Origin of the sequence: Janthinobacterium sp. PSPC1-1 (genome assembly GCF_049897625.1) — a bacterium.
GTDB classification, from domain to species: domain Bacteria; phylum Pseudomonadota; class Gammaproteobacteria; order Burkholderiales; family Burkholderiaceae_D; genus Janthinobacterium; species Janthinobacterium tructae.
Window position 1 is genome coordinate 60,742 of the sequence record NZ_JAFCWP010000014.1, and the last position, 19,168, is coordinate 79,909.

Annotated in this window: 14 protein-coding genes; 4 read left to right on the forward strand and 10 right to left on the reverse strand. The window is 62.8% G+C overall.

Annotated features, from left to right (window positions below; translation table 11 throughout):
- Positions 1-84: 84 nt before the first annotated feature.
- From ACP7EG_RS27315 to ACP7EG_RS27345, 7 genes are all read right to left on the reverse strand, one after another.
- Positions 85-996, reverse strand: coding sequence for a carbohydrate kinase family protein (locus ACP7EG_RS27315; RefSeq protein ID WP_426090189.1), 912 nt, complete (start codon positions 994-996; stop codon positions 85-87).
- Positions 993-2,621 (reverse strand): alpha-amylase family glycosyl hydrolase, encoded by a 1,629-nt coding sequence (locus ACP7EG_RS27320; protein WP_426090190.1) that lies wholly within the window; start codon positions 2,619-2,621, stop codon positions 993-995. The genes ACP7EG_RS27315 and ACP7EG_RS27320 overlap by 4 nt, the downstream gene beginning before the upstream one ends.
- A gap of 1 nt (position 2,622) precedes the next feature.
- Complete coding sequence (gene malG, locus ACP7EG_RS27325; RefSeq protein ID WP_426090191.1) at positions 2,623-3,513, reverse strand: maltose ABC transporter permease MalG; 891 nt, start codon at positions 3,511-3,513, stop codon at positions 2,623-2,625.
- Between the two features lie 10 nt (positions 3,514-3,523).
- Complete coding sequence (gene malF / locus ACP7EG_RS27330) at positions 3,524-5,035, reverse strand: maltose ABC transporter permease MalF (RefSeq protein WP_426090192.1); 1,512 nt, start codon at positions 5,033-5,035, stop codon at positions 3,524-3,526.
- Between the two features lie 128 nt (positions 5,036-5,163).
- Entirely contained in the window at positions 5,164-6,384 is a 1,221-nt protein-coding gene (malE, locus tag ACP7EG_RS27335; RefSeq protein ID WP_198521413.1) for a maltose/maltodextrin ABC transporter substrate-binding protein MalE, read from the reverse strand.
- Between the two features lie 109 nt (positions 6,385-6,493).
- Positions 6,494-7,579 carry an ABC transporter ATP-binding protein gene (locus ACP7EG_RS27340; RefSeq protein WP_426090193.1) on the reverse strand — a complete coding sequence of 362 codons (1,086 nt, stop codon included), beginning with the start codon at positions 7,577-7,579 and terminating at the stop codon, positions 6,494-6,496.
- Between the two features lie 87 nt (positions 7,580-7,666).
- Entirely contained in the window at positions 7,667-9,304 is a 1,638-nt protein-coding gene (locus ACP7EG_RS27345) for an alpha-amylase family glycosyl hydrolase (protein WP_426090194.1), read from the reverse strand.
- Positions 9,305-9,628: 324 nt separating this feature from the next.
- Here ACP7EG_RS27345 and ACP7EG_RS27350 point away from each other — a divergent pair, with 324 nt between their 5' ends.
- Positions 9,629-10,303, forward strand: a complete 675-nt coding sequence (locus ACP7EG_RS27350) for a hypothetical protein (RefSeq protein ID WP_426090195.1) — start codon at positions 9,629-9,631, stop codon at positions 10,301-10,303.
- A 44-nt stretch (positions 10,304-10,347) separates the two neighbouring features.
- On the opposite strand, the gene ACP7EG_RS27355 is transcribed toward ACP7EG_RS27350, so the two are convergent.
- The 3 genes from ACP7EG_RS27355 to ACP7EG_RS27365 all read right to left on the reverse strand — a co-directional run bounded on the left by ACP7EG_RS27355 (position 10,348) and on the right by ACP7EG_RS27365 (position 14,641).
- Complete coding sequence (locus ACP7EG_RS27355; protein ID WP_426090196.1) at positions 10,348-11,358, reverse strand: substrate-binding domain-containing protein; 1,011 nt, start codon at positions 11,356-11,358, stop codon at positions 10,348-10,350.
- 291 nt (positions 11,359-11,649) lie between these two features.
- A complete protein-coding gene (locus ACP7EG_RS27360; protein ID WP_426090197.1) occupies positions 11,650-12,867 on the reverse strand; it encodes a maltoporin in 1,218 nt (405 codons plus the stop codon).
- Between the two features lie 232 nt (positions 12,868-13,099).
- The gene (locus ACP7EG_RS27365; RefSeq protein WP_426090198.1) at positions 13,100-14,641 is read right to left on the reverse strand and encodes an MFS transporter; all 1,542 of its coding nucleotides are present in this window, start codon (positions 14,639-14,641) and stop codon (positions 13,100-13,102) included.
- Between the two features lie 133 nt (positions 14,642-14,774).
- Here ACP7EG_RS27365 and ACP7EG_RS27370 point away from each other — a divergent pair, with 133 nt between their 5' ends.
- The 3 genes from ACP7EG_RS27370 to ACP7EG_RS27380 all read left to right on the forward strand — a co-directional run bounded on the left by ACP7EG_RS27370 (position 14,775) and on the right by ACP7EG_RS27380 (position 18,855).
- Positions 14,775-15,689 (forward strand): LysR family transcriptional regulator, encoded by a 915-nt coding sequence (locus ACP7EG_RS27370; protein WP_426090199.1) that lies wholly within the window; start codon positions 14,775-14,777, stop codon positions 15,687-15,689.
- A gap of 310 nt (positions 15,690-15,999) precedes the next feature.
- Entirely contained in the window at positions 16,000-17,115 is a 1,116-nt protein-coding gene (locus ACP7EG_RS27375) for a patatin-like phospholipase family protein (RefSeq protein ID WP_426090200.1), read from the forward strand.
- Positions 17,116-17,208: 93 nt separating this feature from the next.
- Positions 17,209-18,855, forward strand: coding sequence for a methyl-accepting chemotaxis protein (locus ACP7EG_RS27380; RefSeq protein WP_426090201.1), 1,647 nt, complete (start codon positions 17,209-17,211; stop codon positions 18,853-18,855).
- Positions 18,856-19,168 lie beyond the last annotated feature (313 nt).

Here is a 19,168-nt window from a genome sequence, read left to right on the forward strand (position 1 = left end):
GTGTCGATGGTATGCGGTGGTGAAATCCGCAGCCATTGTGCCATGCGCCCGTTAGCCCGTTGCTACGCTTGATAGAATATTAAGTCATAAGCTAGTGCCGTCTTGATCTAAGTCATGCAGCTGTGCCAGCTCGATAAACCGTTCATGCGTGCCATGCTGGGCGCAGGCAAACGCGCCCGCGATGGCGCCACAGCGCATGGCGGCGTCGATGCCCGCACCGTCCAGCCAGGCGTGCAAAAAGGCGGCCACGAACGAGTCGCCGGCGCCATTCGTGTCCACCACGGGCAAGTCCAGCTGCGCGCAGGCGAAATGGCGGACGTGGTCGCTGCCCCGCTCCAGCACATACGCGCCATCCGCGCCGGCCATGGCCACGACAAGCTGCGCGCGGCCTTGCGCGACAATCGCGCGCATGACCGATTCCGTGCGCTCGCCCAGCGCGGCCGTGCTGAGGAAGACCAGGTCGGCGCGCAGCGCGAATGTCCTGTGGTGCGGGTTGACGCCATCCCAGTCGTGCAAATCGGTCGATACCGTGGTGCCGCACACCTGTGCGTCGTCAAACAGTTCGGCCACCCAGCCCATGATGGAAAAGTGCGCGTGGCGCGCCGGCCCCAGGTAGGGAAGATAAAAGGCGGCCGGCATGCGCACGTCTTCCGGATGGCGGCCGTCGTACAGCGACAGCCGGCGCCCTTGCGGGTCGACCAGGTTGACGCTGCGCCGCGTGCCCGAAGGTTCGACGAGATGCGAAAAATCGAGCCTGGCCTCTTTGTAGCGCTGCAGGATGGCCGCGCCTTGCGCATCGTCGCCGATGAAGTCGATGAATTTGCAGCGCAAGCCCAGCGCGTGGCAACCGAGCGCCACGCCATTGCCCGTGTGCGCCACATAGTCGAGGATGGGCGCCACGTGCAGCGAATCGGCGACGGGCAATTGCAGGTCGGGGACGCGCACTATTGTGTCGATGCCGGCGCCGCCGACCACTAAGATGTCATAGGTGCTCATGGTGCTGCCTTTTCTAACAGGACGCTGCCGGCCGCGTGCACGGCGACGGCGCCATTGCTGACGGTGTAGGTTTGATTAGTGTAGGCGTCGCGCAGCAGGGCGCCATCGGCGAACACGCCGTGCACCTTCAGGTCGAGCGCGCCCTGTGCTTCGGGCGCGGCGATGACGGCGTCGCCATCGATCACGCGGGCGAACGCATACGGCTGTTCATGGATTAATCTGTGTTCGCCGCGCGCCAGGGCCGGGTGGCGCAAACGGAACTGGCCCAGCTTGCGCGCATGCGCAAGAGTTGCAGAGTCCATGGATGTCCAGTTCATGTCGGAGCGGGTGGCCTGCTGTTCGTCGCCGACGGGCGCCGCACCAGGCTGGCGCGCGCTTTCATCGCCATAGAACAGCTGCACGCCGCCCGGCGCCAGCAGCAGGGCGGACAATCCATGTTTCAATTGCTCGCGCGGGAACAGGCTGGTGTCGTGCGAGGAGATATACGACAGGATGTCGTAGCGGGGACTCTTATTCAGCACGCCCGCGTACTGGCGGTACACGCCATCGATGCTTTTCCAGTCGCCGCCGGCGCGATGTTGAAAGTCGAAATTGATCATCGAGTCGAAGCCAGAGTCATGCCAGCTGCTGCGTTCGGGGCCGTGGCCCCACGCTTCGCCCGTCATCCAGAATGGAGAGTCGTCGATTTTCTGTTCGGGATGGCGCGTTTTCCAATCCTTGAGGGCATCGGTGGCGGCCGCGCGCAGGGCCAGCCAGCTGTTTGGTTCCACGTGCTTGACGGTGTCGGCCCTGAAACCGTCGACGCCGAATTCGCGCACCCAGTCGGCCAGCCAGTGGACCAGGTAGCCGCGCACGGTGGTGCCGGGCAGGGCCACGGCGCGTGTGTCGGTTTTGCGCTGCAGGATAGGCGGCAAGCCCACGGCCTTGCCGCTCTCCGTGCGGAAGTCGGGCAGGAAGGCCAGTTGCATGGTGAAATCGTCCTGGCCGCCGTCGGGATAGCCGGGCAAGCCCGCGCGCACCCAGTCCGGGCCCCACCACTGCTTGAATTCGAAGTTGTTGTAGTCGATGAAGCTGTGATAGTCGCGCAGGTCGGCCTTTTCGTGGCCGGGCCACAGCACGGGCACCTTGTACTCGGCCAGGGTGCGCAAGTCCGCATAGCCGGGGTGGTTCAGCACCACGTCGAACAGCACGCGGATGCCTTGCGCGTGCGCCGTGGCTATCATCTCGCGCAATTCTTCGCGCGTGCCCATGTTGGCATCCATGGTGGTGTAATCGAGCGCCCAGTAGCCGTGGTAGGCGTAGTGCCGGAATTGCTGCTTGCCGCCCACCACCCAACCGTGGATCTGCTCGTACGGCGCCGTGATCCACAGGGCGTTGACGCCCAGCTCTTGAAAATAGCCGGCTTTCAGCTGTTGCGTGATGCCGGCGATGTCGCCGCCGTGAAAGCTGCCCACGTCGCCGCCTTGCGGGTCGGCCGCGCGGCCATAACTGTGGTCGTTGCCGGGATTGCCGTTGGCGTAGCGATCTGTCACGGCAAAGTAGACGATGGGGTTGTCCGCGAAACTGCCCGCCTGCGCCGGTGCGCAGAAGAGCAAAGCGGCGAGGGCGGTCAGCACGGTCTTCATGTCAGCCCTTCACGCCGCCAGCCGTCAGGCCGGAGATCATCCATTTTTGCGCCAGCAGGAATACAGCCGTGATGGGCAGGCCGGACAAAATGGCTGCCGCAGCGAAGTCGCCCCACAGGTATTTTTGCTCGTACAGGAACAGTTTCGAACCGACGGCCAGGGTCAGGTTGTTCTGTTCATGCAGCAGTACGGAAGCGATCGGATATTCGATGATGGCGCCGATGAAGGACAACAAAAACACCACCATCAGAATGGGCACCGTCATCGGCAGTAGCACGTAAATGAAGGCTTGCCACTGCGTGGCGCCATCGACCTTGGCCGCTTCCTCGATCTCGATGGGGATGGTTTGATAGTAGCCCTTGATGGTCCAGATATGCAGGGCGATGCCGCCCGTGTAAGCCAGCACTAGGCTGCCGTGGTGGTCGATGCCCAGCCATGGCACGTAGTTGCCCAGCACATCGAAGATGGCGTAGATGGCGACCAGGGCCAGCACGGCGGGGAACATCTGCAGCAGCATCAGCGCGGACAAGGTTTGCGACTTGAAGCGGAATTGCATGCGCGCGAACGCGTACGCGCAGGTGGTCGACAGCAGCACGGTGACGGTGGCGCTCATGCTGGCCACCTTGATGGAATTCCATAGCCACAGCAGCACGGGGAAGTCCGGTTCGACCAGGGCGCCGTTGGGCGCCTGGTAAGACATGCCCAGCGCCAATCGCCAGTGCTCGAAGCTGATCTCGGGCGGGATCAGGCTGCCCGAGGCGAAGTTGCCGGGCCGCAGGGAGATCGACAAGATCATCAGGAAGGGAAACATCACCAGCGCGATCAGCGCGATCACGGCGACGTGGGCCGCCAGGATGCGCCAGCGGTTGGAACGGTCGACAACGATAGCCATGGTCTGTCCTTTATGCTTTGTTCATGCGCGTCAGGCGCATGTTGACCAGCGAAATCGCGGCCACGAGGAAGAAGATCAGGGTCGAGATGGCGGCGGCCAGGCCAAAGTTCTGGCCGGAATCCTCGAACGCGATGCGGTAGGTGTAAGACACGAGCAAGTCCGTCGTGCCGGCCGGTAAGGTCGTGTCGAGGAAATCGGGACGCCCGCCCGTCAGCAAGCTGATCAGCACAAAATTATTGAAATTGAAACCCAGGCTGGCCACCATCAGCGGCGTCAGCGGTTTGATGATCAGGGGCAGGGTGATCTTGAAGAAATTCGTCAGCGGTCCCGCGCCGGCCAGGGCCGAGGCTTCGTACAGGTCCGACGGGATCGCCTTGATCAAGCCCATGCACACCACCATCATGTAGGGGTAGCCGAGCCAGGTGTTGACGATCAAAATCATGGCCTTGGCCAGCGTGGTGTCCGAGAACCAGGCGGGTTTGATGCCGAACAGGGCGTCGAGCACCAGGTTGATTTCGCCAAAGTTGTTGTTGAACAGCCCCTTGAAGACCAGGATGGAAATGAAGCCCGGTACGGCGTACGGCAGGAACAGCAGGGTGCGGTACAGGCCGCGGAAGCGCAGCGCATCCCAGTTCAAGAGCACGGCCAGCACCATGCCCAGGCCCGTCGTGGTGGCCACGCTGATCAGGGCGAAAACGACGGTCCACACAAAAATGCGCAGGAAGGGGCCGCGGAACGCTTCATCGGAGAAAATCTTCACGAAGTTGGCGAAGCCGACATTGACCTTGAAGCCCGGTTCCAGCTTTGTGCCATCCGGCATTTCATAAAAGCCCGTCTTGAAGTTCGGTTTGACCAGTTCGCCCGTGGCGATCTTCTTCAGGGTCTTGTCGGGCAGCTGCTTGTAGACATGCGCGACGGGGCCGAATTCACGCAAGCCCACCATGCGCAGCTCGATCTTGTTCGGCATGACCAGGGTGAGCTGTTTCAGATCCTTTTGCAGCGCGATGATGTCCTTGATGGGCAGCGGCGGGGCCAGCACGGGTGCCTGCACGGGATCAGCCGGCGCCACTTCCACGGTCAAAGGTATGGCGCGCTTCAGGGCCAGCGGCTGCGTCAAGAGCACTTCGCCCGTGTCCGGGCTTTCCAGGCGCAAGCGGTATTCCTTGTTGTCCGGGTGCACGGTCAGCGCGTAGCCCGTGCTTTCCACGCGCTGCGTCTCGTCCAGCAAATATTGCGTGGCCCGTTCGTAGGTGAGCAGGTTGCGCGAACTGAAATTGGTAAAGCCGATCGACACCGTGTACACCATCGGCAGCAGCACGAAGACGATGACCGCCGTGATGCCGGGAAACAGATAACGGTAGGCATAGGCGCGCGGCGACGTGAAGACAAACGTCGTCAGGGTCAGCAAGCCGAGGAAAACGGCGGCCAGCATGGTCTGGCCGGAAATGTACAACATGAAGAGCAGATACAGACCCAGCGCCATGCTGATGGTCAATACCGTAGGGCCGATAAACTTGCGCACGATGGATACCTGTAATGATACGTAGGTCGGATTAGGCCCAAAGGGCCGTAATCCGACAACATTGTTGGCGGCACATGTCGGATTACGCGCTACACGCTAATCCGACCTACGCTCAAACAAAATATGGCTTAATTGGCGGTCGTAATCCGCTTCGCCGCCGCGTCCAGGCCATCCTTGGTGGTCTGGCGGCCTTGCGTGATGTTTTCCAGCGCCGATTGCATCGACGACCAGAAGCGACCCATTTCCGGGTTGTTCGGCATCGGGCGGCCCGCTTGCGCGCTTTCCATCGTCGCCTGGATGTTCGGGTTGGCTTTCAATTCCGCGAACAGTACTTTATTAGCTGGCGTGCCCAGCGGGACGTCGGCGTTGATGGTTTTCAGGCCATTGAGCTGCAGCATCTGGTTTTCCAGGAATTCCGTCGCCAGGTCCTTGTTCGGGCTGGCTTTCGAAATCATCGCACCCAGCACGCCCACGAATGGGGTGGCCGTCTTGCCTGCCACGGTAGGAATCGTTGCCACACCGTAATTGATCTTCGATTTGCGCGCATTGTCCCACGACCATGGGCCGTTGATCATCATGGCGATCTTGCCCTGGTTGAAGCCCGCTTCCATCTCGGCATAGCCGGCGCCCTTCGGCATGGCGCCGCTGTTGATCAGGGTCATCAGCGCATTCACGCCCGCCTGCGAGCCGGCATTGTTGACACCCGTCTTGGCCGCATCGTAGCGACCGTCGCTCTTGACTTCAAACGGGAAGCCGCCGCCCGCGCCCAGCAAAGGCCAGGTGAAATAGGTATTCGTGTAATCCCACAGGATGGCCTTTTTACCTTGTGCCGAGAGTTTCTTGTCCAGCGCGGCGATTTCCTCGAAGGTCTTGGGCGGGTTCGGCACCAGGTCCTTGTTGTAGACGAGGGCCACGGCTTCGATGGAGATCGGGTAGCCCCAGGTCTTGCCGCCGACAGTAAAGGCGTTCCACGCCAGCGGCAGGATGGCGGCGCGCGCTTCCTTGCTTGGCGTCACTGGTTGCAGCAAGCCGGCGTCGATCCAGCCGCCGATGCGGTCATGCGGCCAGATCCAGATGTCCGGGCCCTTGCCGGCGGCCGCCGCCTGCTGGAATTTGTTTGGCGCATCTTCCGGGTGCTCGACGACGACCTTGATGCCCGTCTTCTTGGTGAATTCTTCGCCGACCTTGGCCAGGCCCTTGTAGCCTTTGTCGCCATTGATCCAGATCAACAGGGTGCCTGCTTCGGCCGCGTGCGCCATGCTGACGGCGGCCAGGTTGCCGATGCCGGCCAGGGCGGCGGCGATCAGGGTGGTTTTGATGAAGCTGCGTTTCGGGTGCGTGAAGGACATGTCAATCTCCAGTGTCTTTTTTTATGCTAAGTTTATGTTGAGTATCAAGGCTGAAATGATGCAACCGGGCCAGGCGGCGCCTGTAGCGCCTGGCCCCTTAATTCGGGTGTCAGGTCCGTGTCTGGCCGTGCTCGTCGAACACGTGGACGCGGGCGGGCGCCACCTGCAGCGCCACGGACTGGCCAATCGCCCAGTCCGTATCGGCATCGGCGCGCACCACCAGCGGCTCGTCGCCGCCCGGCACGTGTACGTACAGATAGCTGATGTCGCCCAGTTTTTCCACCGCCTGCACGGTGGCCGTGATGGCGGCAGTGGCGCCGGGCGCGCATGCCTGCACGTGCTCGGGGCGCGCGCCGATGGTGACTTGTGTACCGCTGGCCAGCGGCTGCGTCAACGCCGCCTGCAGCATGCCGCCCGCATTCGTGGCGATCGTGGCCACGCCGTCGACGACACTGTGGATCTTGCCTTTGAGGAAGTTCATGCGGGGCGAACCGAGGAAGCCGGCCACGAACAGGTTGGCGGGGTGGTGGTACAGCTCAAGCGGTGCGCCCACCTGTTCGATGCGGCCCGCGTTGAGCACGACGATGCGGTCGGCCAGGGTCATCGCTTCGACCTGGTCATGCGTGACGTAAATCATGGTCGAGCGCAATTCGCGGTGCAGATTCGCCAGTTCGATGCGCATCTGCACGCGCAGCGAGGCGTCCAGGTTGGACAGCGGTTCGTCGAACAGGAAGACGTCGGGTTTGCGCACGATGGCGCGGCCGATGGCCACGCGCTGGCGCTGGCCGCCCGACAAGTCTTTTGGTTTGCGTTCGAGCAAAGGTTCGATGCGCAGGATTTGCGCGGCGCGCTGCACGGCGTCGGCGATTTGCACCTTGCTCATGCCAGCCAGTTTCAGGCCAAACGCCATGTTTTGCGCCACGCTCATGTGCGGGTACAGGGCGTAGCTCTGGAATACCATGGCGATGCCCCGTTTTGCGGGCGGCACGTCGTTCATGCGCGTCTTGCCGATGAACAAGTCGCCGCCGCTGATTTCTTCCAGGCCGCAGATACTGCGCAGCAAGGTGGATTTGCCGCAACCCGACGGCCCCACGAAGACCATGAATTCGCCATCGGCGATCTCCAGGTCGATGCCGTGCAGGGTTTGCACGTCGCCATATGCCTTCTTCAGGCCTGTTAACTTCAGTCCAGCCATGTCTCCATCCTCATTCTGTCAATTCGGCCCCGCTGATGCGCGGGGCTCGTTATTGTAATTGGCGGCACGGCCGCCAAAGCCTGCGATTTACACCAGGGTGCCGAACCAGCCGCCATGCGGTGGCAGGCTGATCTGCTGGCCATCTTTGCTACCCGGCAAGCCGTGGCCGGCCAGGTCGGTCGCTGCTGCGGCGGCCGGCAAGTCAAACGTGAGCGTTTCGGTGCCCAGGTTGAAGGCGGCCAGCACGGATGGGTGTCCCGGCAAGTCGCGGCGCAGGGCCAGCACGGGTTCCGGCGCATCGAAGAAGACGATATCGCCGCGCAGCAATTGCGGCAGGGTGCGGCGCCAGGCGAGGATGTTTTGCGCAAACGTCAAGGGCGAGGCGCTATCGCGCTCTTCGACGTCGACGGCGCGCGCCAAATGCTCGGGCGGCACGGGCAACCAGGGTTTTACCGAACTGAAGCCGCCATGCGGCGCGTCAGCCACCCACGGCATCGGCGTGCGGCAACCGTCGCGGCCCTTGAACTGGGGCCAGAACGGGATGCCGTACGGGTCTTGCAGCGCCTCGAAAGGAATGTCCGCTTCCGTCAGGGCCAGCTCGTCGCCCTGGTACAGGCATGGCGTGCCTTTCAGCGCCGCTTGCACGGCCAGCACCACCTTGGCCAGCGATGGCGACGGGTTTTCGCCGCCCCAGCGCGTCATGACGCGCACGCTGTCGTGGTTGCCCACGGACCAGGAAGCCCAGCCGTCGGCCACTTGTGCTTCGAATTCTTCTACCTGCGTGCGGATGTGCGCGGCCGAAAACTCCGCCGTCAGCAAGTTGAAACTGTAAGCCATGTGCAGCTTGTCGGCGCCCGTGTAGGCGGCCATGGTGGCCAGCGCATTGTCGTCGCCCACTTCGCCGATGGAAATGGCCTGGTATTCATCGAGTATGGCGCGCACGCGCTGCAGGTAGGCGATGTTTTCCGGCTGCGTCTTGTCGTACACGTGCGCTTGCATGCCGTACGGGTTGATGGCCGACACGCTGCTGGCGTCGCGCTGGGCGGCTGGCGGATTGTCGCGCAGCAACTGGTCGTGATACGGAAAGTTGCAGGAATCGAAGCGGAAGCCATCGACGCCGCGTTCCAGCCAGAAGCGCAGGTTGTCCAGCTGGGCCTGCTGCACGGCCGGGTTATGGAAATTCAGGTCGGGCTGGCTGGCGAGGAAATCGTGCAGGAAGTACTGGCCGCGGCGCGGCTCCCATTGCCAGGCGGAACCGCCGAAAACGGACAGCCAGTTGTTGGGCGCCGTGCCATCCGGTTTCTGGTCGGCCCATACATACCAGTCGGCCTTGGCATTGTCGCGGCTGGAGCGGCTTTCCACGAACCACGGGTGGACGTCGGACGAGTGCGACAGCACCTGGTCGATCATTACTTTCAGGCCCAGTTCATGGGCGCGCGCCACCAGGCGGTCGAAATCGGCCAGGGTACCGAACATGGGGTCGACGTCGCAGAAATCGGCCACGTCGTAGCCGAAGTCTTTCATCGGCGACGTGAAGAAGGGCGAGATCCAGACGATATCGGCGCCGAGGGCGGCGATGTAATCGAGCTTGGAGGTAATGCCGGGCAAGTCGCCGATGCCGTCGCCATTGCTGTCGAGGAAGCTGCGTGGATAGACCTGGTAGATGACGGCGCTGCGCCACCAGTCGGCGGGCAGGTGGGCGAGATTGTTCTGGATGGTCGGCATGAATGATTTCTTAAAAGTTGCCTGTAGCCTTGGCTATCAGGGCAGCGCTGCTGGTTGGTAGGCGAACGTCTTATTTTAAAATTCAAAGCGCTTTGGGTATGAAATGAGTATAGTTCAAAGCGCTTTGAAAAGTAAAGCGATACCGTGTGCCGAAAGCGTGAAATTTTTCCGAGGCTGTGGCCCGGTGCCGTGGCGCCTGCACTGTCCCTGCTTTCCAGTGCCTGTGCGGGTGGAACAGTTGCATAATGGCGGCATCGTCGTGCGTCGAGGAAGCCTGTTCTGGCCCTGCGCAAGGCGAAGACACGAGGGTTGCGCTTTCCACCGATGAAAATTCTTTACCGCCAAGCATTACTCTATCGTTTCATCGCGATATTTTTCCTGCTGTTCATACTTGGCGCGCATGCGGCCAGGGCCGATGTGGTTGCCGACGGGCATGCCGTCACCGTCAGCGGCCGCATCGGATTGGAAGAGTATGAAAAGTTATCTGCAATTCTTGCAACTGAGAAAATTTCCAAGGTCGTCTTCAAGAATTCAGGCGGCGGTTCATTTTCCTGGGGGCTCAGGATCGGAAAATTAATTGCAGAAAAAAAATTAACAACGGTTGCCGAAGGCATTTGCGCATCGGCATGCGCAATCGCATTCATGGGCGGCGAGGTGAGGGAATTCTCCTCCGAACAGCCCGATTCGGCCCTGATGTTTCATCCTGGATTTGAGCCAGGGAGCCAGGTGCCGGCCCTGGAGACCAAGCCGATCTTGCTTGCATGGCTGGAAGCGAGGACCGGGCAGCCTTCGCCAGCTGATTTTTCGGCGGCGATGAACAGGATTACAAAACGCAAGGGCGGCGTATATTTTCTGGCGCCCACCCATGGCCTGGCCTTGAAAAAAGGAGTTTCCGTCCTGTTCTGCGAGGGAAGTGAAGACAAGGTCAGCCAATGTGCGGGGCAGGCCACGGCAAGCGCGCAGCAGCTGCAGATTATCTCGGCAAGCCAGGCCCGCTGAGGCGCACGCCGTCCACGCTGCTCAAGGGCGGCGGCGCAGGGGCATCAGGCCGCTACCGGCCCGGCCGATTCCCCCGGCAACAGTTCGCACGGCCACAGTTCCTGCAGATCGGCGACGGGCGTGCCATCCATCAGGGCCAGCAGCATGTGGATCATCTTCGCGCCGGCGCCGCGCGGGTCGGGCTGGACGACGGTGGTGACGTTGTGGCCGGCCAGGGAGTCTTCCATCACGCCCCAGACGATCAGCGACATCTCGCTGCCGATGGCGATGCCCGCGTCGAGCAGGGCGCGCACCGCGCCCACGCCCGACATGTGATTGTCGACGATGACGGCGGTAGGACGGGGCGAGCGGGCCAGCAGGCGCTGCATCGCCTGGTAGCCGGCGCGGCGGTCGTGCGCATTGTCGACCAGGTTGTCCGGGTCGACGGCCAAGCCGCCCGCCTGCATGGCGTGCTGGAAACTCTCGACGCGCTGGCGCACGAAGTTCAGGTCCGGCGTGGCGCTGATCAGGCCGATGCGCTGGTGGCCCAGCTGTGCCAGACGCTCGACGGCCAGGCGCATGCCCGCCTCGTTGTCGTAGTCGAACCAGGCGTGCGGCTGGTTCAGCTGCGTGCGGCCATGCGCGACAAACGGCATGCCTTGCTGCGCCAGGTAGGCGATGCGCTCGTCGTACGGTTTCGTGCGTCCGACGATCAGGCCATCGATGCGACGGCCCTTGACCATGCGTTGATAGGTGTGGAATTCATTGGTGGCCGAGGCGGGCGCGATCATCATGTCCATCTGCTGCGCTTCCAGCGCTTCCGACATGCCGCCGACGATGTCGATGAACATGGGGTCGGCCAGGTCGTTCGGCATCAGCGGGTAGATGATGCCGACGATATTCGTGCGTCCCACGGCCAGGCTGCGCGCCATGGGATTGGGGCGGTAGCCGGCGGCCTGCGCTGCGGCCAGCACCCGCTCGCGCGTGCGTTCACTCACTTCCGGATAGCCATTCAAGGCGCGGCTGACGGTGGTTTCGGATATTCCTAGCGTTTTGGCGAGATTTTTGAGGTTCATGGATGCTGCGTCTGGGGTGGATCGGGAGCGATGCAGGGTAGTTTATCTGATAAATGCCGGAATGATCAGGGGTATGACCAGCGGCGGCAGCGCCCAAAAAAATACGCGGGCAAACCCAGGGGCGCCCGCGCTAAAAGAGGATACTGCTGAATCACTACATTGAAGCTGCCGGCCATCGCGTGCAGCGGCGAAATGGTGGGTCCGGATATTCCTTGCCCCTGAAAAAGCGGGCGGTGTTGCTGCCTGTGGCCGGCGTCCAGGGACGCTTGCCAAAGTTCTAGAGTCCTGCGCTTACCACCACGACTCGACCTGGAAACCGACCGAGCTGCCGTTTGTTTTTCCACCGAACACGCCCGTCGACGACAGCGCGGTTTCCGCCGCGGCGGCCGACTGGGCTGCCTTGTTCCATTTGGCGTAGGTGTAGAAGGCGCGCAGCACGGGGCGTGACCAGAAGCTGTTGCCGGCCGACAGTTGCGGCGCGAAGGTCAGCTTGGTCAGGTTGCGGCTCTCGCCGCCTTCCGGCTTGACGATGTCGTGGCCCAGTTCCACAGCCAGGCTGTAGTTGTCCGTGAAGTGGTAGACGGGACGCGCGCCGATCGAGGTCCACTTACTGCTCACGCCCGCCGTTTCCTTGTCTTCGTAGACGAAGGTGCCCATGCCCGACCAGGCGCCTTTGGGCTGGATCATGATCTGTTCCGTCAGGCGCACGACCTTGTCATCCTTGCCGGCGCCCAGGCTGAAGCCGCCCGTGTTGGCGGCGCTGCCTTTGCCATACTGCAATGCCACCTTGTTGAAGCCGCCCAGCAGGTTGCCCTGCGTGTGCATGATGGTCAGCAAGTGGCCGCTGGCGATGGGGGCCGCGCCTTGCGCGTTGCGTTTCTGATTGAATTGCAGGCCCAGCGTCAGTTCACCGTCCGGGTTGACCTTGATGCCGGAAAAGCGCAAGTCGTGGGACAGGCCCATGCGCTTGCTGTCGCCGTCGTCGGCCGTGCGCATGATGGCGTAGGCCAGCTTGGCGGCGCCCAGGTCGATGTTTTCCAGGCCTGCGCCGGGGCCGCTGTTATTCCAGAAGTAGTAATCGGTGATGTGCACGTCCTGGCGGTCGTAGTAGCGCTTGCCGACCCAGGCGCGCGCTTCGGCGAAGGCGCCCGTGCCGATCTTGTCGGCTACCACGTTCATTTCGCGCCACGACGGGTCCGATTGCTCCCAGTCCTGATTCTGGTTGACGGAAAACGCCACCAGGGTATTGATGCGGAAGGTGGTGCCGTTGGCTGCCTTGAAGGCTTCGCCGCCGAATTTCAGCTCGCCGTAGGTTTCGCACTCATTGCCCAGACGATACTTGGACGAGGCGCCGGCCAGGCCGAAACAGGCTTCCTTGCCGCCTTCGCTGCTGGTGCCGAAGCCCGAGCGGATGTAGCCGCCGAAGTCGATCGGCAGGGCAGCCTGGGCCGACGCGCTCAAGGCCATCAGCACTGCCGCTGGCAACGCTTTCAAGAAAAATTTGTTCATTGTGTCTCCAGGGTTTTTATAGGTGTGGGATCGGTGCACATCACTTTGCACAACCAAAGCGCTTTAACTATGTTTCAAAGCGCTTTGAGTATAGTTCAAAGCGCTTTGATCAGTAAACTAGTTTTGTTCTTTGCATTCTTCTTAAACTTTTGAGGTGTTGCGGAGAAACATCAAAGGCGGGCGGCGGCGCGGGGGCGCCGCCGTGTACGGCAAGAGAAACTACGATGGCGAATTATTGCTGTGCCTTGCAGGCGGGCAGGGCGGCCGTGTCCGTTGCGGCAGGGACAGGATGACGCAGGAATGCCAGGATCAGCAGGGCCGAGGCCGTCGTAATGCTGGCCAGAACATACAGCAAGTGGCGGAAGGCCGTGCCGTACGCTTGCGCCAGTTCGGCCGCGCCCGCCTGCGGCAGCAGGGTAGCCGCATGGCGCAGCTCGCCCAGCGCCAGGAAGGGGCCCGCGTGCGCCGCCTGCTCCGCGCCGATGCCGGCAATGCCGGCGCCGCCCAGCGCCGCCACGGTGAAGGTGCCCATCAGCGCGCTGACGATGGCCAGCGCCAGGCCTTCGCCCGCCACGCGCGTCGTATTGAAGATGCCGGCCGCCATGCCGGCCCGTTCGACGGGCACGACGCTGATGGCCAGGCCATCCATCAAGCCCCAGGGCAGGCTGATGCCGCAGCCGATCAGCAGCAGCGGCCCCAGCAAGCTGGCGGGCGGCTGGCCCGGCGCGCAGGTCGACAACCACAGCAGGCCGCCCGCCGCCAGCAGCAATCCGCAGGCGCAAATGTGCGCGGCGGCAATGCGCTGCGCCGCCATGCCGGCCAGGATCGGCAGCACCAGCATGGGCGCCGACAGGGCGATCATCATGCGCCCCGCGTCGAAGGCGCTATAACCCTCAATGCCGATGAAGCGGGCCGGCAGCAGTACCAGCAGCACGACGAAGGAAAACGCGGGTGCGGCGGCCAGCAGTTGCACGCCGGCAAAGGCGGGCAGGCGGAACAGGGTCAGGTCCAGCATGGGCCGCGCGGCGCCCCGCTCCACGCGGATGAACGCGGCCAGCAGCAGGGCCGCGCCAACGAACAGCCCCAGGCTGGCCGCGCTGCCCCAGCCACTGTCGGGCGCCTGCAGCAAGCCATACGTAAACAAGGAGAGCGCGCCCGTAAACGTCAGCGCGCCAGGCCAATCGACGCCCTGCGCCTGCGGGTCGCGCGATTCGCGCATGGCGCGCGCGGCGGCCAGCAGGGCGGCCAGGCCGGCCACGGCCGTGGCGATGAAGATGGCGCGCCAGCCCGTGTGCGTGATCAAGGTGCCGGCCAGGAAGGGGCCGAAAGCCAGCCCCACGCCGAAGGCCGTGCCGATCAGGCTGAAGGCGCGCGCGCGGGCCGGACCGTCGAATTCCTGCGCCAGCGCCGCCAGCCCGCTCGACAGGGCCATGGCGCAGCCCAGGCCCTGGACGGCGCGCAGCACATCGAGCCACAGGATGCCAGGTGCGGCTGACAGTGCCAGCGCGGCGGCGGAAAATACGCCCATGCCCAGCAAGAACACGCGCTTGCGGCCATAGCGGTCGGCCAGCGTGCCGGCCACCATCAGGCAGCCGCCAAAGCTGAGCATGAAGGCATTCGTTATCCACGCCAGCGCCAGCGGCGTGCCGTGCAAGTCGGCGGCGATGGCAGGGATGGCGATGGCCGGCCCCGTAAAACTGAGCGGCATGCACAGGGCGGCCAGGCAGACGGCGGCCAGCACGAAGGCGCGCCGGGCCGGGGAGGCAGGCTTCATACGGTGATTTGTATCCATGGGAACGATTCCAGAAAGAGGGAATTCGATGATAATATGGACGCAATCCATGAAAAAGTGGCTGAAAATCCACTCATAACGGACAAATATTCCTTAATAGAGATGGCGAGGTGGCATGGATAATCTGAACGGCATCGCCGCCTTCGTGCGCGCGGCGGAAACCTCCAGTTATGTGGCGGCCGGGCGGCTGCTCGGGGTGTCGGCCTCGGCGGTGGGCAAGAGCGTGGCGCGGCTGGAAGAAAAGCTGGGCGTGCGCCTGCTTAACCGCAGCACGCGGCGCATCAGCCTGAGCAACGAGGGCGCGCTGTTCTATGAGCGCTGCCAGCGCATCCTGGCCGACCTCGGCGATGCAGAGGCGGAACTGTCGCACCTGGCCGAGGCGCCGCGCGGCAAATTGCGTGTCAGCCTGCCCGTGATCGGCTACCGCATCATCCTGCCCTTGCTGGCGGACTTTACGCGGCAGTATCCCGAGATCGAGCTCGACCTCGATTTCAATGACCGCCTGGTCGACGTGGTGGCCGAAGGCATCGACGTGGCCGTGCGCAGCGGCACCTTGACGGATTCGCGGCTGATGGCGCGCGAACTGGGGCCGTTCGCGTTTGCCATCGTGGGTTCTCCCGCGTACTTCGCCCGCCATGGCGTGCCGGCCACGCCGCGCGCGCTGGAAGGGCACGCCTGCGTGCGCTATAAGTTTCCCACCACGGGCAAGTTGCAGGAATGGGCGCTGCAGCGTGCCGAGGGCGACAGCGGCGGCGAGTTGCGCTTGCCGACGGCCTTGACCTGCAACAATATCGAAGCCTTGATCGGCGCCGCCACGCAGGGCGTGGGCCTCGCGTATTTGCCCGACTTTATCGTGCGCGACGCCATCGCGCGCGGCGAACTGCAAGCCGTGCTCGGCGACTACCTGCTGTACGCGAGCAAGTTCTGGGTGCTGTGGCCATCGAGCCGCCATCTGTCACCGAAAATCCGCGTCTTTGTTGACCATCTGTGTACCCACCTGCATTTTTCCACGCCCCCTCCCGCCCCCTGAACAGCCTGGCGGCCGCCATGGCGGCCGGTTGCGGAATATTCCTACCCCAAAGAGATTTTTCCTAACATTGCAGAATATTTATTTGCTGCGATGCACCACGCTACGCCGCGTGCCGTCAACTTATACCCTTTCTGAATACCCATCATGCGTTAATTAAATTGCCATAAGGAATTTAATTATGTTAATTTCATATCTGTTTCGGCAATATTGCAATAGTTTCCTGTTGCTGGAACATGGGCATGCATCAGCGTAGTCAGCGTGTAGTAACCAACAATTAGGGCGTGAGCCCGGTTCCATTCAGGGAGTGTGCATGAAGACAGCAAGCACGACGCCGCCACATCAGGCGCCAGCCGCGACACCTGCCCGCAAGACGGGCCTGCTGCTTGGTGGCGGTGCACCAAATTCCACCTTGATCGCGGGCGCGCTGGCCGCGTTTCTCGACGAAGGCATCGAATTCGACGTCATTTCCGCCTCCGGCGCAGGTGTGCTGATGGGTTTGCTTTACACGACGCCGCACGAAGCCACGCCGCGCCAGGCCTTGCAAAGCTGGGCCGACACGGGCGTGGCCGACAGCATCTACAAGATGATCCCGATCAACTACAAGGTGTTCCAGAAGCCGGGCATGCACGCGAGCACTTTCCGCGACGCCTTCCAGCCGCCGGCCAACAATCCTTTTTTTCAGGCGTTCCAGCAAACGTTTGCGGGCGTGCCCACGGCCTGGTCGGACTGGGGGAAATTGATGGTGTCATCGCTGTCGCCGTCGGACCTGTCGGCGAAAAGCCTTGGCCTGTGCGCGCATCTGCCCTTTCTGGAAAAAGCCGTGGATTTCTCGGGCGTGGCGCGCATGCGCCCCGATTTTTACATCAATGCCTACAACCTCAGCGAGCACCGCATGCAAATCTGGGGCAAGCACGAGATTGCACCGATCCACGTGCGCGCGGCCCTGTCGTTCCCCTTCCTGTATGCGCCCACCACCATCGATGGCGACGACTACATCGAAGGCGCGGCGCTCGACACGCTCAATTTCGAGCCGTTTATCGAAGGCAAGGGCGAACACGCTGACGCCGACACCCTGGTCATCCTCGACATCCTCGGCGACGAGCGCCTGCTGCGCAAGCCGCGCAACCTGTACGACGCCTGGGTGCGCTCCATCATCACGCCACTGGTGAAAATTTCCAAGAGCGAGCTGCGCCTGTTTGAACTCGAGCACAACACGGACGCACGCACGGGCCAGCCCAAGCGGCGTCTGCTGAAACTCGACCTGATGGGCGGCATCCCGGAGCAGCACTGGCCCGACACCCTGGACTGGTCCAGTTCGAACATGCAGCTGCTGTTCGACGTGGGCCACAAGGCGGGCCTGGCGTTTTGCCGCCAGCATGGCGATTTGCTGCGCCGCACGTCCGACGTTTCCCCGCTGGCGGCCTAAGCTCGCGCCGTTTGCAACCGGTCCCGGCCACCTGATCGGCAGCTACTCATCCCGCCTGGCCCTGCCAGGCTGCTTTTTTGACTGTGAAACACCATGAATATCACCAAGCAATTAATTCTGACCCTCACCATCGCCTTGCTGGCCCTGCTATTGCTGGGCGCCGGCGGCGCCATCCAGCTGCAGCGCGCCCAGGAACGTTTTGACACCGTGCAAAACCGCATCATCCCCAGTATCCAGGGCTTGAATGCGGCCAAGGGTTTCCTGGCCGATTCGCGTCTGGCCGGCTACCGCTTGTCCGTGTTCTCGAACCTGGCCGACAAGACGGCGCTGGACAAGGCTGTGGCCAGCGCCAACACGAATTTCGACAAGGTCATCGCCACCTACCGCGCCGAGCGCCTGTACGACGCGACGGACAGCAAGATGCTCGACGCCGACCAGGCCGCCATGGAAGCGTACCGCCGCGCGCTGGTGCCATTCTTTGCCGCCGCCTACGCGGGCGACATGGATGGCGTGCGCGCCACCTTGCTGGCCGGCACGCCGCTGGCCATCACGGCCGCCGCCGCGAAAAAGAGCATGGATGACCATATCGCCTACAACAACAAGCTGGTCGATGACGTGAAGGCCGAAAGCCTGGCCGCCTACGACACGGCATTCAATACCATGCTGGCCGTGCTGGGTGTGGCCGTGCTACTGACGGGCGCGCTGGCCTGGCATATCTACCGCACCATCAGCGGCGGTCTGGGCAATATCGAACATACGCTGGAGAGGGTCAGCGCCTCGCTGGACCTGTCCGCCGCCATGCCCGTCGAGCGCATGGATGAAGTGGGCCGTACGGCCACCGCCTTCAATAAATTCCTCGAACGCATCGTCGACGTGATCGCCACCGTGCGCACCTCGGCCGATACGGTCAGCGTGGCGGCCGCGCAGATTTCCGCCGGCAACGCGGACTTGTCCGTGCGTACGGAGCAGCAGGCGTCGTCTCTGGAAGAAACCGCCTCCAGCCTGGAAGAACTGACCTCGGCCGTGCGCCAGAATACGGACAATGCGCGTCAGGCGAATACCCTGGCCGTGTCCGCCTCGGACGTGGCCCGCAAGGGCGGCGCCGTGGTGGCGCAAGTGGTGGGCACGATGGGTTCCATCAACGAATCGGCGAAGAAGATCGCCGACATTATCGGCGTGATCGACGGCATTGCCTTCCAAACCAATATTCTGGCACTGAATGCGGCCGTCGAAGCGGCGCGCGCGGGCGAGCAGGGCCGTGGCTTCGCCGTGGTCGCCACCGAGGTGCGCAACCTGGCGCAGCGCTCGGCGGCTGCGGCCAAGGAAATCAAGGGCTTGATCGAGGATTCCGTGGATAAAGTCAACACGGGCAGTGTGCTGGTCGACCAGGCCGGCGCGACGATGGAAGAAATCGTCGCCAGCATCCGTCGCGTTACGGACATCATGGGCGACATCGCCAACGCCAGCCACGAGCAGAGCGCCGGCATCGAGCAAGTGAACCAGGCCATTTCGCAAATGGATCAGGTGACCCAGCAAAATGCGGCCCTGGTGGAAGAGGCGGCCGCCGCAGCGTCTTCGTTGCAAGAACGCGCCGTGGAACTGGTCGACGTGGTGGCCGTGTTTCGCCTGCGTGGCGATGCCCAGGCCAAATCGTTGAAAGTGGCGGGCGGCTTGCCGGCCCCGGCCTCAGTCACCGCCAGCCGCCGCCTGGCGCTGCCCGGCCGCAGCGCCCGAGCTTGAACCTTGTGACTGCCCCGGTACGCCGGGGTTTTTTTGGTGTTGGCGTCGTCGGATGGGGGCCTTGAGTTCTGCGACTGTGGCGAGTGGCAGTAAAGTTGTTCGGGCTGGCAGGGCGGAAGGGGCGGTGGGCGGCGGCGTCCGGTTTCGCAGCAGTCAAGGTGTCAGCCTGACTTTCGGGCGCGTGAGTCCGCTTGCGCCTGCGGATTCAATCGGTGGTCGCAACACTCTAACCTAAACGCCCAGGTTACAGGAGTGTTGAAGATGAAACAGAAACCACGCATTTATTACACCGAGACTCAGAAGGCCTTGATGT

Excerpts from the sequence above, each read along its gene's own strand:
- ACP7EG_RS27315 (WP_426090189.1), bottom strand. The coding sequence starts at position 996 with ATGAGCACCTATGACATCTTAGTGGTCGGCGGCGCCGGCATCGACACA.
- ACP7EG_RS27320 (WP_426090190.1), bottom strand. The coding sequence starts at position 2,621 with ATGAAGACCGTGCTGACCGCCCTCGCCGCTTTGCTCTTCTGCGCACCG.
- malG (WP_426090191.1), bottom strand. The coding sequence starts at position 3,513 with ATGGCTATCGTTGTCGACCGTTCCAACCGCTGGCGCATCCTGGCGGCC.
- malE (WP_198521413.1), bottom strand. The coding sequence starts at position 6,384 with ATGTCCTTCACGCACCCGAAACGCAGCTTCATCAAAACCACCCTGATC.
- ACP7EG_RS27340 (WP_426090193.1), bottom strand. The coding sequence starts at position 7,579 with ATGGCTGGACTGAAGTTAACAGGCCTGAAGAAGGCATATGGCGACGTG.
- ACP7EG_RS27345 (WP_426090194.1), bottom strand. The coding sequence starts at position 9,304 with ATGCCGACCATCCAGAACAATCTCGCCCACCTGCCCGCCGACTGGTGG.
- ACP7EG_RS27350 (WP_426090195.1), top strand. The coding sequence starts at position 9,629 with ATGAAAATTCTTTACCGCCAAGCATTACTCTATCGTTTCATCGCGATA.
- ACP7EG_RS27355 (WP_426090196.1), bottom strand. The coding sequence starts at position 11,358 with ATGAACCTCAAAAATCTCGCCAAAACGCTAGGAATATCCGAAACCACC.
- ACP7EG_RS27360 (WP_426090197.1), bottom strand. The coding sequence starts at position 12,867 with ATGAACAAATTTTTCTTGAAAGCGTTGCCAGCGGCAGTGCTGATGGCC.
- ACP7EG_RS27365 (WP_426090198.1), bottom strand. The coding sequence starts at position 14,641 with ATGAAGCCTGCCTCCCCGGCCCGGCGCGCCTTCGTGCTGGCCGCCGTC.
- ACP7EG_RS27370 (WP_426090199.1), top strand. The coding sequence starts at position 14,775 with ATGGATAATCTGAACGGCATCGCCGCCTTCGTGCGCGCGGCGGAAACC.
- ACP7EG_RS27375 (WP_426090200.1), top strand. The coding sequence starts at position 16,000 with ATGAAGACAGCAAGCACGACGCCGCCACATCAGGCGCCAGCCGCGACA.
- ACP7EG_RS27380 (WP_426090201.1), top strand. The coding sequence starts at position 17,209 with ATGAATATCACCAAGCAATTAATTCTGACCCTCACCATCGCCTTGCTG.